13 protein-coding genes are annotated in these 16,783 nt (G+C 58.2%); 4 read left to right on the top strand and 9 right to left on the bottom strand.

The window, feature by feature from the left end:
• Positions 1–82 precede the first annotated feature (82 nt).
• Positions 83–1,000 carry an HDOD domain-containing protein gene (locus Pan189_RS02430; protein WP_145362375.1) on the bottom strand — a complete coding sequence of 306 codons (918 nt, stop codon included), beginning with the start codon at positions 998–1,000 and terminating at the stop codon, positions 83–85.
• A 171-nt stretch (positions 1,001–1,171) separates the two neighbouring features.
• Here Pan189_RS02430 and Pan189_RS02435 point away from each other — a divergent pair, with 171 nt between their 5' ends.
• Positions 1,172–2,539 (top strand): hypothetical protein, encoded by a 1,368-nt coding sequence (locus Pan189_RS02435; protein ID WP_145362376.1) that lies wholly within the window; start codon positions 1,172–1,174, stop codon positions 2,537–2,539.
• Positions 2,540–2,597: 58 nt separating this feature from the next.
• On the opposite strand, the gene Pan189_RS02440 is transcribed toward Pan189_RS02435, so the two are convergent.
• The 5 genes from Pan189_RS02440 to Pan189_RS02460 form a co-directional block, all read right to left on the bottom strand.
• Entirely contained in the window at positions 2,598–4,187 is a 1,590-nt protein-coding gene (locus Pan189_RS02440; protein ID WP_310820982.1) for a TolC family protein, read from the bottom strand.
• A 240-nt stretch (positions 4,188–4,427) separates the two neighbouring features.
• Positions 4,428–6,194 carry a DUF3592 domain-containing protein gene (locus Pan189_RS02445; protein WP_145362378.1) on the bottom strand — a complete coding sequence of 589 codons (1,767 nt, stop codon included), beginning with the start codon at positions 6,192–6,194 and terminating at the stop codon, positions 4,428–4,430.
• A gap of 179 nt (positions 6,195–6,373) precedes the next feature.
• Positions 6,374–7,210 carry a translation elongation factor Ts gene (tsf, locus tag Pan189_RS02450; protein WP_145362379.1) on the bottom strand — a complete coding sequence of 279 codons (837 nt, stop codon included), beginning with the start codon at positions 7,208–7,210 and terminating at the stop codon, positions 6,374–6,376.
• An 89-nt stretch (positions 7,211–7,299) separates the two neighbouring features.
• Positions 7,300–8,046 (bottom strand): 30S ribosomal protein S2, encoded by a 747-nt coding sequence (gene rpsB, locus Pan189_RS02455; protein ID WP_145362380.1) that lies wholly within the window; start codon positions 8,044–8,046, stop codon positions 7,300–7,302.
• Between the two features lie 461 nt (positions 8,047–8,507).
• Positions 8,508–9,128 carry a 5-formyltetrahydrofolate cyclo-ligase gene (locus Pan189_RS02460; RefSeq protein ID WP_145362381.1) on the bottom strand — a complete coding sequence of 207 codons (621 nt, stop codon included), beginning with the start codon at positions 9,126–9,128 and terminating at the stop codon, positions 8,508–8,510.
• 200 nt (positions 9,129–9,328) lie between these two features.
• On the opposite strand from Pan189_RS02460, the gene Pan189_RS02465 reads away from it, so the two are divergent.
• Together Pan189_RS02465 and Pan189_RS02470 are read left to right on the top strand one after the other, a co-directional pair.
• Complete coding sequence (locus Pan189_RS02465) at positions 9,329–12,292, top strand: 2-oxoglutarate dehydrogenase E1 component (RefSeq protein WP_145362382.1); 2,964 nt, start codon at positions 9,329–9,331, stop codon at positions 12,290–12,292.
• Positions 12,293–12,432: 140 nt separating this feature from the next.
• Complete coding sequence (locus Pan189_RS02470) at positions 12,433–12,687, top strand: zinc ribbon domain-containing protein (RefSeq protein WP_145362383.1); 255 nt, start codon at positions 12,433–12,435, stop codon at positions 12,685–12,687.
• Positions 12,688–12,699: 12 nt separating this feature from the next.
• Here Pan189_RS02470 and Pan189_RS02475 read toward each other — a convergent pair whose 3' ends face one another.
• Positions 12,700–13,182: a hypothetical protein gene (locus tag Pan189_RS02475; protein WP_310820983.1), complete on the bottom strand. Its 483-nt coding sequence runs from the start codon at positions 13,180–13,182 to the stop codon at positions 12,700–12,702.
• 121 nt (positions 13,183–13,303) lie between these two features.
• Here Pan189_RS02475 and Pan189_RS02480 point away from each other — a divergent pair, with 121 nt between their 5' ends.
• Positions 13,304–15,460 carry a glycogen debranching protein gene (locus tag Pan189_RS02480; protein WP_145362384.1) on the top strand — a complete coding sequence of 719 codons (2,157 nt, stop codon included), beginning with the start codon at positions 13,304–13,306 and terminating at the stop codon, positions 15,458–15,460.
• A 75-nt stretch (positions 15,461–15,535) separates the two neighbouring features.
• Here the strand turns inward: Pan189_RS02480 and Pan189_RS02485 are convergent, their stop codons facing one another.
• Positions 15,536–16,018, bottom strand: a complete 483-nt coding sequence (locus Pan189_RS02485) for an SMI1/KNR4 family protein (RefSeq protein WP_145362385.1) — start codon at positions 16,016–16,018, stop codon at positions 15,536–15,538.
• 38 nt (positions 16,019–16,056) lie between these two features.
• Complete coding sequence (gene plsY, locus Pan189_RS02490) at positions 16,057–16,722, bottom strand: glycerol-3-phosphate 1-O-acyltransferase PlsY (RefSeq protein ID WP_145362386.1); 666 nt, start codon at positions 16,720–16,722, stop codon at positions 16,057–16,059.
• Between the last annotated feature and the right edge of the window lie 61 nt (positions 16,723–16,783).

Here is a 16,783-nt window from a genome sequence, read left to right on the forward strand (position 1 = left end):
CTCGGTGATCAGGCATCGGGTTCGCAGCTACCGGGCCTGCTCTTGGACGCGAACGAACTGTGGCGGGCGACCCCGAGGCGTCTCACGCGGTCGCCATGGCGGACTCGAGTCGGCGGGCCAGCGTTACGTAGGTGTCGCGAGGCGCGTTCATTTTTTGAAGCTCATCTTCGATGACTCCGGCGATCGCCTCGAGATCGAACGCAGGCCACGCCCGGTCGAGTTGGATGAGCTGATTCAATCCGTTCGGCGATTGGCGAATCGCGTCCGGAAGTAACGAGGACACGGCTACCGCCGCTGCCGGGGAGCGGCCAATTTCCTTGTCGGCCATCAATCGCAGTCCGTGGTGGTGATAGGCCACGCAGGCAACGAGTTCTTCCGGAAAATCCCATTGGCGAAGCAGTTGCCCGGCGGCCACGGCATGGTCCCACTTCAGCGACTGCCGCTCCCGTTCGTCGAGCCGCCGCTCCGACGCTTTTGACTGAGCGGCCAACAGATCGACATAGTGATCCGTCATCTCATTGGCGAGCGTGGGCAGCAAAAAGTCCTGAAGCATTCCGCCGGCGAACGCGACATCGGGATCGGCCTTCAGCAGTTTCGCAAATTCGCGGGCGAACAACGCCCGTTCGAGATTTGCGGTCCAAAACGTTTTCAGGTGAATCAGCCGAGACTCTCGCGTTTTCATTGCTTTGTCGACGGCCGCACTTAGGACGAACAGCTTTGTCGTTTTCAGTCCGAGCAGCGCAATCGCCTGCGCGGCGGTCGCGATTTTGCGAGTCAGGCCCGATGCCGCTCCGTTGACCTGCTTGAGCAATTCGCATGTCAGCCCGCCGTCCGACTCGATGATCGAGCCCAATTCCTTCGCGGTGACATCTTCCGATTTCGAACGCTGAGCGAACTCGATCGCGGCATGTGGAAGCACTGGGAGCTTCACATTTGGCGGGATTTTCGATTCCGATGTCGCCCCGAGTACGGAGTCGAGTCGGCTATTCCAGTCGATCATGAAGTTTTTGGCGGGACAGTTTTGGCGGGACGGTACGGTTCAAAAGTCTTGCTCCCCTAGCATAGATTACGAATTCAACTCCGACCGTGAATTGCGTGCGATCGCAGTAGAAATCGCGATCAACTTCATCGACTCACCACTTTCAACTCCCCCGGCCCGACCGAACCGACAATGCGAGCGCTCGTCGTAGGAATCGGGCAGACCCAAAAAGAGGCGGCACCGCGGACGCCATACGCGTCTGGAGCGGCCGAGGCGATCGCCACTGCGTTACGCACCCGCGATGCCGGCATCGCGATCACCCGGCTGATCGACCATGAGGCAACAGGCGACGCACTCTGCAAAGCATTCGGCGAACTGTCTGCTGGAGCGAATGGCAACGAACATGGCATCGTCTACTTCTGCGGTGCCGCCCGGGTGGTCGAGCACGAGATCGAACTGCTGTCGGCCGACGGACGTTGGATTGCGCTCGCAGCGGGACTCAGAAAGCTTTCTGATCAACCCGTCACCCTGTTTCTTGATCTTACCGCAGCAGACGATGCCGATGGGCTGAGCGGATTGCCGACGACCGCGGACGCCATCTGCGTTTTCTCGCCGAAGTGGGTCATTGCGGTGGCCGATGACGGTCAATCGATCTCACACGTGAGCGGTGTGGAGCAGGCACGCATTTGGAGCCATCACGTCGCAGAAGCCATTGTCGGCGATTTGTCCTCCGTAACCGATCGCACAGGATCGCTGACGGCCAAGCGATTTGATTCCGCGATCCGGTCGGCGACCAAGAGATCGCTCCGTGAGGCTTTCACATCGAAACGGATTCAGCATCCCGCCGTCTATCAGGGAAATCCGAAGGCGAAATTATTGCCGCCGCCGGGAGCCGTTGATTCGGCCGAATCGCACGGCGCGACGATTCGCTTGGCGGTGAGCCGCGAACTTTCAATCCGCGATCTGTCGGGCTTCGCACGAAACTACTCCGTGCCGCAAACTTGGAATCGGTCCGGTCGGCAATTTCTTAATGAGTGCGCTGCGGCTGATTTAAAGAACCGCATCGAAGAAGTCACCCGCCGCAGCCGCCGAGCCTTTCGCTGGAAGCGGCAGGATGTCCGGACGCTCGACCCGATAGAAGGTTCGGCATCGGTCGTGACCCCGGACTTCACGTTTTCGGTTACTTGCACACCGATTTCATCGCTGTCGTCCGGCTGCATTTGCTGGCAGGAAACGGTCGAAGAGATTGCCGAACCTGATCTGTGTTTGGGAGAGAAGTTCCAGGGCGTATTCGGCGCGAATTTTCATCGTCTCACGATGAACTTAAGAGAATCAATCTCGGTGCCGGAACTGATCGATAAGATCGAAAACGAAATGCCCCGCTCCGTTCAGAGTTTGGATTATCCACCGGAAGCAGACCGCTGCGAATTTCAATTGCGGGGCTCGAAGCTGACCGCCGGGATCGACGGCAGCTCCATTTCAATCACTGCCGAAACGGAATTCTCAGCCGCTGAATTAATGACGGCACTATTCGAATTTCAAACTGCACTGCAAGCGTGAGCGGCTTGCTCCATTGCTCGCTCTCGACCTCTTTCGGTTAGAACGAAATTTTCTTTAATTAGCGATTGCCGAGTACAAAGTCACGAAGTCCTTGGGGCGATTGCGGAGCCTCGACTGCGGTCAATCCCCCGCTAAGCACGAGTCCGTCGATCTGCACGGCGGCTTGGTTGGCGGCCACGAGTACGTTGACGTATTCGAGGTTGGTCTTGAAGAATTGCTGCCTCGCGGTCAGTACTCGTAAGAAGTTAAATTGTCCCGCCCGGTAGCCCTGATCGATGAGATCGAGCGTGCGATCGACTTTCGGAATTAACACATCCCGATAAGTTTCGGCCTGCTGGCGAGCGCGGTCATAGTTTTGCATCGACACCGCCAATCGATTCGACAGGTTGCGACGAATGCGGTCGACCTCAAATGCGTTACTCGCCAGTTCTGCCTGAGCGGCGGCGATATTCCCCTGATTGCGATTGTGGCAGGGCAACATAACGGTCGCCTGCACGTTCGCGATCGTCACGTCTGCGGCGTCGTCATAGGCAACGCCCGCCTGCGTGGTGACGTTCGGAATTTCCCAGCGTTCCTGTAACGCAACGTTATTCCGCGAGCGTTGAATTCGCGTCGACGCCCGTTGGATTTCCGGGCTGTTCGCTATTAAGCGTTCATAGGCAATTTCGAATTGATGCTCGGGCAACTCCGTCGCCTCGAGACTGCCGTGCAAAATGACGTCACCGAGGGAGTCGACTCCCATGAAGCCGGCGAGCTGACGTTTCGCCGCCTCAAAATCGATTTCTGCATTGCGGAGCAGAATTTGAATTTCGGCAAGTTGCGTTTCGGCTTGAAGTTTGTCGGGTAAGCCGGCTTCTCCCGCTTTCACAATCGCATCGGTGCTTTCGAGACCTTTCAGCGAGATCGCATCGAGTCGTCGGGCGATCTCGACTCGTTTTTGTGCGCCCAGGGCCTGATAGAACGCGGATCGAACGTCATTCAAAACGCGTTGACGCTGCGTCTGGTAAATCCAATTGGCTTCCTGTGCGTCCCACGATCCGACCGATCGGGCCAGCCCCAATTTGTCGGCGGTCACGAACAACTGTGAAAGCATGACCCCCTGCTGCCCGGCGGCCCCATCAATCCCAATTTCGTTGCCGGAATAGATGAGTTGCGTGTTGGGCTTAAGCCCCTGCTGAACAGCCATGCCGTTCGCAGAGCGCTTTTGCCATGCCGCGATTTGCAGCGTGGGGTTTGACGCGAGAGCCGTCGCCTCCGCTTCATCGAGCATTAGCGAGCGATGCTCGGATCGGGAGGCCGGTGGGTCGTCGACAATGAACTCATCCGATTCCCGGTCGGCCGGACTCGGAGGCAGCGCCGCGATGCTGAAGTCTTCGTAAGCGATTGTTCGGATTGAATCGGCTTCAGAAACTTCGCTCGCTGAGCTTTCGGGCGCGAAATTCGATTGATCTGCTGAGGCGACCTCTATGTTAATCTTCGCCAAACCGCTCGTTGATTTCGCGGGACTTTCTGCAAGGTGATTCGCGACTCGATCGTTCGTCGGCTCTACAGAGACGTCAGTTCGCGTCTTCGCCACGTCGACCGTCGTGCATGACACCGCAGCGATCAGCAGTAAGACCGTGGCGGCCATCAGCGGCGTGCGATACATGGCCGTCTCCCCGGAGTTCGTGCGTCGATCCCATCGCGGTCGATGACGGCTCTTCAGCTCGAATCGCATCGACGACTACTGACAGGGAAACCGCTCGAATCGCGGCATTCGCTATCCTTCGTATCATCGTCGAATCACGAACGACCGGCACAGTAGCGCGCGATGAACCGGCGGAACCGATATAGACCTCACAAACGGCCCAATTGGCAGCGATTCGCCAATGCTCGCGGACGGGCTGTTTCAGTCTGCGTCCTTGAGTCGCTCAAGCTCTTGGATCAGAGCGCGTTCGACACGGCGCTCGCCGATCAGTGGTGCAAGGGTCACTTTGCGACCGTCTTTCAGGAGCGCTTCGATCGTGTGTAGTTTTTTGTCGCCCACGGAGGACTTGTTCCCCGAGATCGCAATGCGGGCGATGTCGAAACTTTCAAACTCGACCGGCGAGGTCGGCCATAGGCTCCAGCTCGAGCGGACGCTCCAATAACGGCCGTCAATGCGAATGCGCGATGTCCTGAGCCAAAGTTCGAGTGTGAACCACACAATCAGCAGGCTAAATAGCATTGTGGCCCCACCGATGATCAAGCCGGGGAAAATTCCGCCGAAGAGCAACAAGCCGATCCCGATTCCCGTAAAGATGAGCGACATCAACGACGCTCCGAGTGCCGGGGCGAGATGCCTGGCCGGTGGGATGATCAGGTGCAGTGACTCGTGGTTACTGCGTTCGACACGCAGGCCGTCGCGTCGCATGAGGTCTTCAAACGGCAACTCCGCCTCAGGTGATTCTTCAAAGACCGCATCTTCAGTCACCTCTTCTCGGGAGTCTTCGGTTCTAAAGACTGGAACTACGAATTCGGAGTGGTAGTCGATGCCCGGAGTCTCAGCGGTGGCGGAGAGCTTCCAACTCACACTTCCGCCGGTGAACTCTTCGGTCTGCGGTTCGTCAAAAGGGATTGTGAAGACAACGGGAATCGCCGTCCGTTCGTCATCGGCCCGGCTGAGGGTTTCGGTGATGCTCCTCTCAGACGACCAGACAACGGTCTCCTTCGTACTGTCACCGCTCTTGTGTTTGCGGACGCAGGATAGTTTTAACTGGTAGGCGTCGTCGTCCGGATTGATTCGGGCCGGGCACAGGATCACCCCGGCGAGTCGTCCGCCGATCACGCCGGGATTTGAGGCCATTTCAAAAACCGAACGACCGTACTTACGCAATTGCAGAAATTTATAGCCGGCGAAACCTAAAATCCCGACCCCAACCGCGTTAAATGCGAGGATGATCAACGGCACGAACCAAGGGACATCGTCGTCCATAAATATCATAATCGCGATCGGCGCGCTGATGCTTTCCCACATCAGTCCGAAAACGAGCGCGGCGTACATCGCGACATTGTTGGACGATTGAATAACGCCTTCGGCCCATTCCGGTTTTTGCAGCCAGGGCTTGTCCGGATACGATTCTTCGAGAACTTGTTCTCGCTTGGCTCTCGACATCGAATAGATGGCGAACGCAATCATTCCGAACCCGGCCCCGCCGAATGCACCGACGAAGGCGAGGTGGAAGATGATCATCTCCCAACGCAACGTGCGGTCGAGTACGGAGGCGGTTGGATCGGCCGGGTCGAAATAGGCTGTTGTCGGTTGATCGCTGTTGAGATGCGGCTTTAGTCGCTCGTGCAACTCTTCGTGGAAACGGCCAACATTATCGGAACCGGAGAAGACCGTCACGCGGTCGCCGTGATACTCGCGACCCAGAACCTCGTAATCGTATTCGGCGACGACCTGATAGGTCGTTGAATCATCCCCGCGATGTTCTTCCAGTTCGAGATGAGTGATCCAGGCATCGGTCTCGCGCCACGATTGCATCGTGGAGTAGTCCCACAACCCGGTCGCGACGCGATAAGCCATGAACACGCCGACCGCGGCGAAGGGCAACGCGAATAGCACGAGGCAGCCGACGCCGGCTTTAGATGACTTCGAAGATTTTTGCTTTGATCGATTGCCCAGAAACTTCATGAGACTCTTTCAAAGTCGTGCCGTATCCGTCGGCAAGAACGCACGATTTGCTCTTCGGATCACCGGTTCTTAAGTCTCAACAGGCAGTTCGACAATGCGGGTCTCGATAAAATGAAAAAACGGGTGAGACCGCGGAGGCCTCACCCGTTCTTTGTTCAGTCTTGCGATGCAAAATCGAATCAGGTTCCGATCGTCCACAGCTTGAACGACTTCGCCTTGAGGCCCTTCTCAGCGAGTGCCTGCTTGACGGTCTTGCTGTCGTCTTTGGCGAAGGGCTGAAAGACGAGCACGCCGGCTTCGACGTAGAACGCTTTCATCCGGCCATCGACGATCTTCTCGATGATGTTTTCCGGCTTGCCGGTCGCGCGGGCTTCTTCGGAAAGTCGTTCCCGCTCGGCTTTGACCTCTTCCTCCGGCAAATCTTCAGCGTGCGTGCATTTCGGTCGCAGGGCGGCGATGTGCATCGCGACATCCCGCATGACCTGCTCGTCGGGGCTGTCTCCTTCGGCCTGAAAGAGGACGCCGACCTTGTGGTTGTGATGCACGTAACCGGCGACCGGACCTTCGAGCTTGCAGACGTTTTGGACGACGATCTTCTCGCGGATTTTGCCCGACATCTCGTCGAACAGTTCCTGCAATGTTTTGCCGCTGCCGTCGGGAGCCTGCTGGCCGAGCAGTTCCTCAGGTGTATCGGCACCGGGGCCTTCAACGACCTGCTTCAAGCAGAGTTCGCCGAAACCGACGAGATGCTCCGACCCGGAGACCGGTTCGGACTCGCATTGAATCTCGACCATCGCGGCCGACGAGAGGTCGTCTGCGACGTGCTGGAAGATTCGGCCCTCGGCCGTGACGTTACCGGCACGGTCGGCGAGCTTGCCCTTGGATCGCTCGCGAAGCCACTCCATGGCCTGCTCTTCGTCGCCGTCGGAGGCGACGAGGGCTTTCTTACATTCCATCATCGGGAGGTCGGTGCGCTCCCGGAGTTGCCGCACCGCGGCTGCGGTAATTTCGGCCATAATTCATTCTCCTTCGACTCATGAGACGCCGGTGCTGTGCCGCCGCGTCTGCTTTGATGAAATCCTTAGTTCCGCGAAGTTCGCGAACGCTACTTGATCGACGGGATCGCTCGCGGCTCATCGCCCTGCTCTTCGGCCTGATCCTTATCGGGCACTTGCGTTTTCTCGCCCGAGATCGACTGTGACAGGAAGTCGGCCACCAAACGGATCGACCGGATGCTATCGTCGTTGCCCGGGATCGGGAGCGAAACCTTGTCCGGATCGCAATCGGTATCGATCAGAGCGACAGTGCGAATCCCGAGAATGTTCGCCTCGTTGACCGCGTTGTGCTCTTTGTTCGGGTCGAAGATCACCAGGCATTCGGGCGGCCGCGTCATCGTGCGGATGCCGTTGAGGTTCCGGTGAATCTTGCGATATTCCCGCATCAGCCGCGACTGAGCCTTCTTGGAATAGGTCGCGAACTCGCCGCTTTCCTGCATCTTTTCCAGTTCTTCGAGCCGCTTGAGTCGCTGGCGGATCGTCCGGAAGTTGGTCAGCGTGCCGCCGAGCCAGCGCTCGGTCACATACGGCATTCCACAGGCTTCGGCTGCTTCGCGAACCGGCTCGGCCGCCTGTCGCTTGGTGCCCACGAACAGGGCTTGCCCGCCGCCTTCGGTGACCTGCTGAAGATATCGACGAGCCCGCAGCAGACCGCGAACGGTCTCTTTGATGTCGATAATATGAATCAGGTTTCGGCGACCATAAATGTATGGTCGCATTTTGGGATTCCAGTTGCTCGTGCGGTGCCCGAAGTGGACGCCGGCTTCCAGAATCTCTTGCGCAGAAAGGTCCGCCATTGATCAAATTCCTCGCAGGCACCACAGGGACTCGACCTGCTCCGGCCGGGCGATCGTCGCAAATCATGCGACAGTAACGCCTTGTGCCTTCGCCGTTTTAAGCAGGCCGCGCGGAACGGTTGACCCGTCCCGTAAGGGTTCGCGGATCGTAGTCGACCGCGGTCGAGGGGTCAAACCGTCGCGGTCGGTGGTCGCGGATCAATTTCGAAAGAACTCTGTGCTATTTCTTGGGTGGCCGGGGGCGGCGCTTTCGCCGCCCCCGGAACGCGATATCTCGGATTTCGATGGTCTCACGATGGCGGCGTCAGTGACAAGTTCCCTGTGGGCGTCGTAAAAACGCCGCCCATAGCCACCCTCCGTCACTCCTGATCCGCGCGAACTGATCCACTATCCGGTGGGCTTGTGTTACTCAGTCAGACACGGGCAGTAGAAACCGCGGGAACAGATTTGAAGCCAGGATTCTATGAGGAATGCCGACCCGCCTCGGTGAGCACCGCGTGCACCCGCCGGTCGTGCTCTCCGGTCGGCAAATCCGGGACGATTTGGCACTCGAAGGCGAGGCCGATCAGATGGCACTCCCGTTTCACCTCGGCCAAGAGCCGGTCGTAGTAGCCCTTGCCGTAGCCGAGTCGATCACCGGCGAGCGTGAATGCCACGCCGGGAACCAAAGCGAGATCGACCTCGTGCGGATCGATTCGTCGCTCCGCCCGGGAACGCAATTCGACATCGGGTTCGAGGATTCCGTACTTGCCCGGCTTGAGCTCCGCCATGTCTCGGAGATGAAACAGTGCGAGCGTTCCGTCGTCCCGGCACCACGGTACGGCGATCCGTTTGGGTGACTTCAATGCTATCGGCAGGACATCGCGGGTGCGGACCTCACTGCGGATGTCGACGTAAAACAGGACCGTTCGGGCGTCGCGATATTCGGCCATCGCAAGAGCACGGTTCAGAATCTGACGGCTGACGGGGTCTTTGTTCGGCTGCCGCGTTCTTCGGGCCAGCACTTCGCGTCGGGCAGCCGCCTTTTTGAGACCGATTTCGTTCTGAATTTCGATTTCGATCGGGTCTTGTGCGTCACTCATGTCGGTCTTGGGAGGGTCGGCGGGCGATGCGGCCCGAACGTCTATTTCGAGATTTCTGAGCCGTCGGCCCGTTCTCAGCCTGCCCGAGCTTCCCTAAATAGAATAAATTGATACGAATGCATGTGTCGTCGCGACACGCATCCGGCTATTGAATCGCCCGGTGGCCGAGCCAACCCCGTTAGCCCCGCTGAATCGCCCCGATGTCTTCTCCAGATTTTGTGAAAACCGGCTCCGGATCGACCGGGCAGGATGGACAGTCGAGTTCAGCAGCCGCGGCTGGCTCCGACGGGAGTAACGGTCGCGTGCCCGCCGAAGGAACGAGCGTGCTTAACACCGGAAGTCTATCGTTTCTCGAGCAAATGTATGCGGCCTATCAGGAGGATCCGCAATCGGTTTCTCCCGATTGGCGTGATTACTTCGAAGGCATGTCGGCCGAGGGGAGCGCGTCGGCCCGTCGAGGGGGGACCGAATCCAACGCGGTCATCGCCGGCACCTCCCCGCACGTGCTGAGCGAACTCAAACGAGAACTGCACGAAGCGGTCGCGACGCAAGAACGCGTCGACCAGCTCATTCGCAACTATCGCGTTCGCGGGCACATTGCCGCACAGATCGATCCGCTTGGACGACCACACGAGATGCCGGCGGAGCTCGATCCCGCATTCTACGGCTTTACCGACGCTGATATGGAACGGCAGGTCAACTCGACCTGGATGGGCGGCCCCGAAAAACGCTCGCTCCGCCAGATCATCAGTTGGCTCCAATCGACGTACTGCCGCAGCATCGGCGTGCAGTTCATGCACATCGACAGCCTCCGCGTGCGGGCCTGGCTGCAGGATAAGATGGAGGGGACCGGCAACTATCTGAAGCTCAATCGCGAAGAGCAGCTCCGCATTTACCGGCGGCTCTCCGATGCGGTGCTGTTCGAAGAGTTCATCCAAAAAAAGTACGTCTCCAAAAAACGGTTCTCACTCGAAGGGGCCGAAAGCCTGATCCCACTGCTCGATATGGCGATCGAAAAGGCGGGCACGAAAGGCGTCGACGAGGTCGTCCTCGGGATGGCGCACCGCGGTCGTTTGAACGTGCTCGCCAACATCATGGGAAAAAGCCCGGCTGATATTTTCCGCGAATTTGAAGACAACGACCCCGAGTCGCACCTGTACGGAGGTGACGTCAAATACCACCTCGGCTACAGCTCCGACTGGGAAACGGCGACGGGCAGGAATGTGCATCTTTCCCTGTCCTTCAATCCTAGTCACCTCGAGTTCATCAACCCGATCGTCACCGGTCGCATCCGCGCGAAGCAGGATCGCGTCGGCGATGAGGACCGCAAGCAGAAGATGGCCCTGCTGATCCACGGGGACGCCGCTTTCGCGGGTGAGGGGATCGTTCAGGAAACGCTCAATATGAGCGAACTCGACGGCTACACCGTCGGCGGCACCGTCCACGTGATCGTCAACAACCAGATCGGTTTCACCACTTGCGAGCAGCAGGGCCGCAGCACGCTCTACTCGACCGAAGTCGCGCGGATGCTGCAAAGCCCGATCTTTCACGTCAACGGCGAAGATCCGGAAGCGGTCGCTCAGGTCATCAATCTTTCGCTCGATTTCCGTGAGAAATTCCAGCGAGATGTCGTGATCGACATGTACTGCTACCGTCGCCACGGGCACAACGAAGCGGACGAGCCGTCGTTCACGCAACCGCTCATGTATCAGACAATCGGAAAGCGACCGACCGTCCGCGAGACGTATCTGGAGCGGTTGCTCGAGCGGAAAGAGATGACCGAAGCGGACGCCAAAGAGATATTGAAGGAGAGCCGGAAGAAGCTCGAAGCCGATCTGAAGGCCGCCCGCGCCGACGTGAAAGTGACCAAGCCTAATGCCGGCAAAGGGATCTGGTCCGATTACAAAGGCGGGCACTCCGCTGATGATCCCGAGACCGCGGTTCCCAAAGGACAACTGATCCAACTCCTGCTGCAGCAATGTGATTTGCCCGAGGGCTTCACGCCGCACCCGAAGATCGAGAAGCTGCTGTTGAGTACTCGGCGGGACATGGCCGAGGGCAAGCAGAAGTTGAACTGGGGCACCGCGGAAGCCTTGGCTCTTGCGTCAATCGTGACCGGCATCGGCGGCGATCAGCCGTATCGCATTCGCATGAGTGGTCAGGACGTCGAGCGCGGCACGTTCAGTCATCGCCATTCCGTATTCCACGATTACGTCACCGGCGAACGCTTCATGCCGCTAGCTCACCTTTCGGACGATCAGGCCCCGGTTGAGATCGTCAACAGCCCGCTCTCGGAAGCCGGCGTCCTCGGTTTCGAATACGGCTACAGTCTTGATACGCCGGACGGATTGGTGCTCTGGGAGGCCCAGTTCGGCGACTTCGTCAACGCCGCCCAAGTGATTATCGATCAGTTCATCACTAGTGCAGAAGACAAGTGGCGCCGGCTCAACGGACTTGTGATGCTCCTGCCGCACGGCTTCGAGGGACAGGGCCCGGAGCACTCCAGCGCCCGGCTGGAACGATTTCTGATGGCCGCGGCGGAAGACAATATCGAGGTCTGCTATCCGTCGACCCCGGACCAATACTTTCACATGCTCCGCCGGCAGGTGCTCCGCAAGTGGCGGAAGCCGCTGATCGTGATGACCCCCAAGAGCCTGCTCCGGGCTCCCGTCGCGACCTGCGGACTGGGAGCGCTGGCGACTGGAAAATTCATGCGGGTCATTCCCGACATCACCGACGAGTTGCACGAAGAGGTGAACCGCATCCTGATCTGCAGCGGCAAGGTCTACTACGACCTCGACGAGTATCGCCAAAAATATGAGCGATATGATGTCGCGATCATTCGGATGGAAGAGTTGTATCCCCATCCGATCGAAGAACTGCAGCAGGCGTTTGCGGGCTATCGGGAGGGGACCGAAGTCGTTTGGGTGCAAGAAGAGCCCGAGAACATGGGCGCCTGGCGGTTCGTGTGGTCGCATCATGGGCCGAACTTGCTCGATCGCTTCCCGCTCCGCTGTATCAGCCGACCCCCGTCAGCCAGCCCGGCGACCGGCTCGCATGCCAGCCATGTCTTCGAGCAAGAACGTCTCGTCACCGAGGCCTTCAGCAGCGAAGTCTGGGAAGATACCTGCCCGATCGAACCGGCCGAAGCGGCGCCGGCGTAGGCAAAGTGTCGGCAGACCGTAAAAAGCCGGTCGCCGATATTCTCGCCGCGGTTGGGACAACCGACGTCAATATCGCGATCTCGCGGAGCATTGTGGCCGGTCATCTGATTTGAGGATTGGCTGGTGGAAATTGGTCGAACGTGAGCGTGAATCAACTCGAAGACTCCGACTGGGACGCCGACCCGGACGACTTCGGCGAATACGATGAAGGCGCGGATGAGCCGACAATCGAATGTCCGCACTGCGGTGCGGAAGTCTATGAAGACTCCCCGCGCTGCCCGAGGTGCGAGCAATATCTGTCGCGCGAAGATGCCCCATCTGAACCGAAGCCGACCTGGATCATCGTCGGCGCGCTCGCGGCACTGCTCGGAATCGTTTGGTGGCTGATCGGATAGAGGTTCGCGTAATCATCTCATCCACGTCGTCACAATTTCGGCCACGTCGGCCCCCTCCAACCGCTCGTGGGCCGACAATTCATCCGCGAGTGCCGCGATAGCACTCCAAATGCGATCGTTGCTAAACTGGCGATGAATCAGCCGGGTGACTTCTTCGAGGTATGCCATCCGTCGAGCGTGATCGGAGAGCATATCTTCGGCGACCTGCCACGCCGCAGACCAGTCGGCTGACCATTCGGCAACAGTGGCCGGATGAAACGGCTCGCCGGTGTAAATCATCTCTGCCACCGGTCCGGCCAAAGCGACGGAGACCTCTCGCTCGACCGAAAGTTTCAACTGGGCCGGCGGCCATTGCACACTCAAATCGCCGGTGCGGGCCGGGCGATCGTCGTTGTCGGGATCGACCGTCACCTCCTGAACCCATCCCCCCAATCGCACCGCCATGAACGCGTGGCCGGCTTCGTGGTAGCAGGTGATCTCGTCGGAATCGAACACGGCAGATTTCAGATTGAAACATCAAGGCGCTTGGATCGGTTGACGTGATGCCGCGGCAAGGCACAACCGCGGGAGTCTTGGTAGATTGTAGAAGACAACGAAGGAACAACCGGAGAATTTGATGAATCCGTGGATCGCCGAAGAGGGAACGCTCGACCCACCCGGAGTGTACTGGGACGAAGCTGCGCAGGCTTGGAACTTTACGCTGTATTCGCGGCAGGCTCAGTCATTGACACTCCTGCTTTACGGTGACGAATCCCACAGCACGCCGCTGTTGGAATTTGAGTTCGATCTTTTCAAGAACCGATCAGGTCCGGTCTGGCACTGCCGCATTCCCAAAGCTTCGGCCCCCGGTGCCCGGTTTTACGCCTACCGCGCGAGCGGACCGATCGAGGGCATCGACGTCTGGCATGCGTTCGACGAGAAGAAGCTGCTGCTCGATCCGTACGCGAAAGCCGTTTACTTCCCGCCCCAATTCAATCGGTCCTCTGCCTGTCGTCCCGGTGACAACGCGGGCAAAGCGGCTCTGGGTGTGATCGATGCCGATCGCGAATTTGACTGGCAGGGCGACCAGCCGATCCAGCACGGACACGATCTCGTCGTCTATGAAATGCACGTCCGGGGCTTCACTCGCAATCCGAATTCCGGAGTCGCCGCGCCAAACCGCGGGAAGTTCGAGGGAATCATCGAGAAGATTCCGTACCTGGTGGAACTCGGGGTCACGGCCGTCGAGTTTATGCCAGTCTTTCAGTTCGATCCGCACGAGGGAAATTATTGGGGATATATGCCCCTTAATTTCTTCGCGCCGCACAGTCAGTTTGCCGCGATTCCTGAAGACTACTGCCATCAGCGAAATGAATTTCGCGAGATGGTCCGGCAGCTTCATAAGGCGGGGATCGAAGTCCTGCTCGACGTCGTTTTTAATCATACCTGCGAAGGCGACGAAACCGGCCCGACCTATAGTTTTAAGGGCATCGACAGCGGCTTGTATTACACGTTCTCAGGCGACGAACTGCACCCGTATGCCAATTACACAGGTTGCGGGAATACTCTGAATGCTCACAGCGTGGCAGTGCAGAAACTCGTCGTTGAGAGTTTGAAGTACTGGACGAAGGAGATGCACGTCGACGGGTTCCGTTTCGACCTTGCTTCAATTTTCGCACGTCGATCGGACGGGTCGATTGATAATCAACAGCCGCCGATCTTCGGGCAATTGACGTCCGCCTTCGAAGGCCCCATCACACCCCGTTTAATTGCGGAGCCTTGGGACGCTGCAGGATTGTATCAGTTGGGCCGCAGCTTTCCCGGTTGGTTGTGGATGCAGTGGAACGGGGCTTACCGCGATACGATGCAGCGATTTGTCGCGGGGGAATCGGGCCTGATCACCGAACTAATGACGCGGCTCTACGGCAGTCGAGATCTGTTCCCCGACGATGAATTCAACAGTTGTCGGCCCTGGCAGAGTATTAACTATATTTCATCGCACGACGGGTCTCCGCTGTACGACCTCGCCAGTTTTGAAGAAAAAAGTAACTGGGCCAACGGCGAGGACAATCGCGACGGCCCTCACGAATTTCGATTTAATTGTGGGTGGGAAGGAGATACCAACGTCCCGGCCAAAGTTATGCGACTGCGTCGACAGCAGGTAAAAAATTATTTCACCCTGCTGTTTCTCTCGAACGGAACACCGATGTTCCGAATGGGAGACGAATTTATGCAAACGCAGGACGGAAACAACAATCCGTACAATCAAGATAATGAAACGAGCTGGCTTGATTGGACGAGGCTCGAACAAAACCGTGACGTGTTTCGCTTTGTGAAAGAGTTCATCTCTTTCCGAAAAACTCATAGCACCATCAACCGATCGACCTTCTGGCGTGAAGACATTACGTGGTACGGGACGGGCAAGCACGTCGATATGGGGCCGCATTCGCAGTCACTGGCGTTCTGTCTGCGCGGCGAGCGGTGCGGCGATGAAGATATCTATGTCATGATCAACGGCTGCCCTTCAACCCTGCATTTTCAGGTGCAGGAGGGGTGGGCCGAGACTTGGCGGATCGTCATCGATACCGCGGCCGAATCGCCGGAGGATATTTATCCGCCGGGCGAAGAGCCGACACTGGAGACGCTTAAGATTGATGTCGCCGCCCGTTCGATCGTGGTGCTGATCGGCCAGGGGGATCGTGAATCCGCTGACGATGCGGATGAAGCTGAGATGTTGCCGACGGCTGACTCAGAACCGAACGACGAGATACCTGAGGAAGCGGCCCAAATTTAAGGTGAAATGCTTTCGCGTCTCAGAAAGCCCAACGCCGGCTGAATTTGGTCGATTCATCCTCTTAAGACATTGCACCTATTCATCAGGAATTAAAAGGTCCGCTAGTTTCTCTGCCGCGGGCTGAATGAATTCATCCAGTGGTTGATCTGAGCGAACTTCGAATGACTCATGCTCGAAGCTGAAGATGCCGTCAGCGGCGATTCCCTGCTCATCGATCAAGTATCCCGCCGTGTCGCCGTTGGCGTAGTCGATCACCGGCAAGTAGCGGGACGCCACGTCCGGGTGTGTTTCGGAGACGGCCTCTTGAAAATCGCCGCGTAGTGAGGGCAGTCGTGAGAGCGGCGGGACCAGCCACATCACATCATCGTCCGACCAACCGGGGTACGGCACACCGAAGCCGTTGAATGTGCCGTAGAGGCTGCGGAGTTCGGCTGGAAAACGGACGCCAAGTTCACCCTCAATCCTGGAGATTTCTTCTTCGCTTGCCGGTTGGCCGAAGACGGCGTCGGATTCGGAATCGGTGGGGATTTGCGATGGAAGTTGCGACCAGTCGGTCATGTCGATTCGTCTCTCTTCCCAAGATCGAAATTTAAATGTTAGCCGGAAGAGGCCGTCGACTCCGGCGTCTCGGGTTGAGATCCGATTTTTGCCTCGGTGCCGTTTATGATCCGGCCGATGTTCGGGATGTGGCGAACGACGATCAGGATCGGCACGGCAATGGCGAACGCCGTCGAACTCCAATTGGCCGGGCCGAATGGTTCGGGCGTCATTGCTAGTGCGACAATACTATACGCGACGGCGGCGAAGAGAGACCCGAGTGCCACAAACCGAGATAAGGCAACGCTCACCGCGAAGGTGATCACCGCGGCGAGTAAACCGGGCCATGAGATAGCACCCGCGACGCCAGCCGCCGTCGCCACACCTTTGCCCCCGCGAAATCGCAGATAGATGGGAAAGACATGTCCGACGATTGCGGCGATTCCGCAAAGGACCGTCGCGTGCCCGCGATAAAAGGGGTCTTCAAACAATAATCGAGGAAGGATCAACGCCGGGATCAGCCCTTTGAGGGCATCAAGAAATAGGCAGAACAGACCCCACTTCATCCCGATCACACGCCCGACGTTTGTCGCCCCGATGTTTCGGCTGCCGTGTTCGCGGATGTCGATGCCCCGCACATAGCGGGCGATCCATAATCCGAAAGTCAGCGAGCCGATCAGGTACGAAATGACGGCCGCGACGAAGAGTGAGACGCTTGGCGACATGTGGTGGTCGGCTCGAAGTCGGCTGTGATGCGGAGCCGCATAACCTAAACGGTCGCTGAGC

The sequence above is a fragment of the Stratiformator vulcanicus genome (assembly GCF_007744515.1).
GTDB lineage: Bacteria > Planctomycetota > Planctomycetia > Planctomycetales > Planctomycetaceae > Stratiformator > Stratiformator vulcanicus.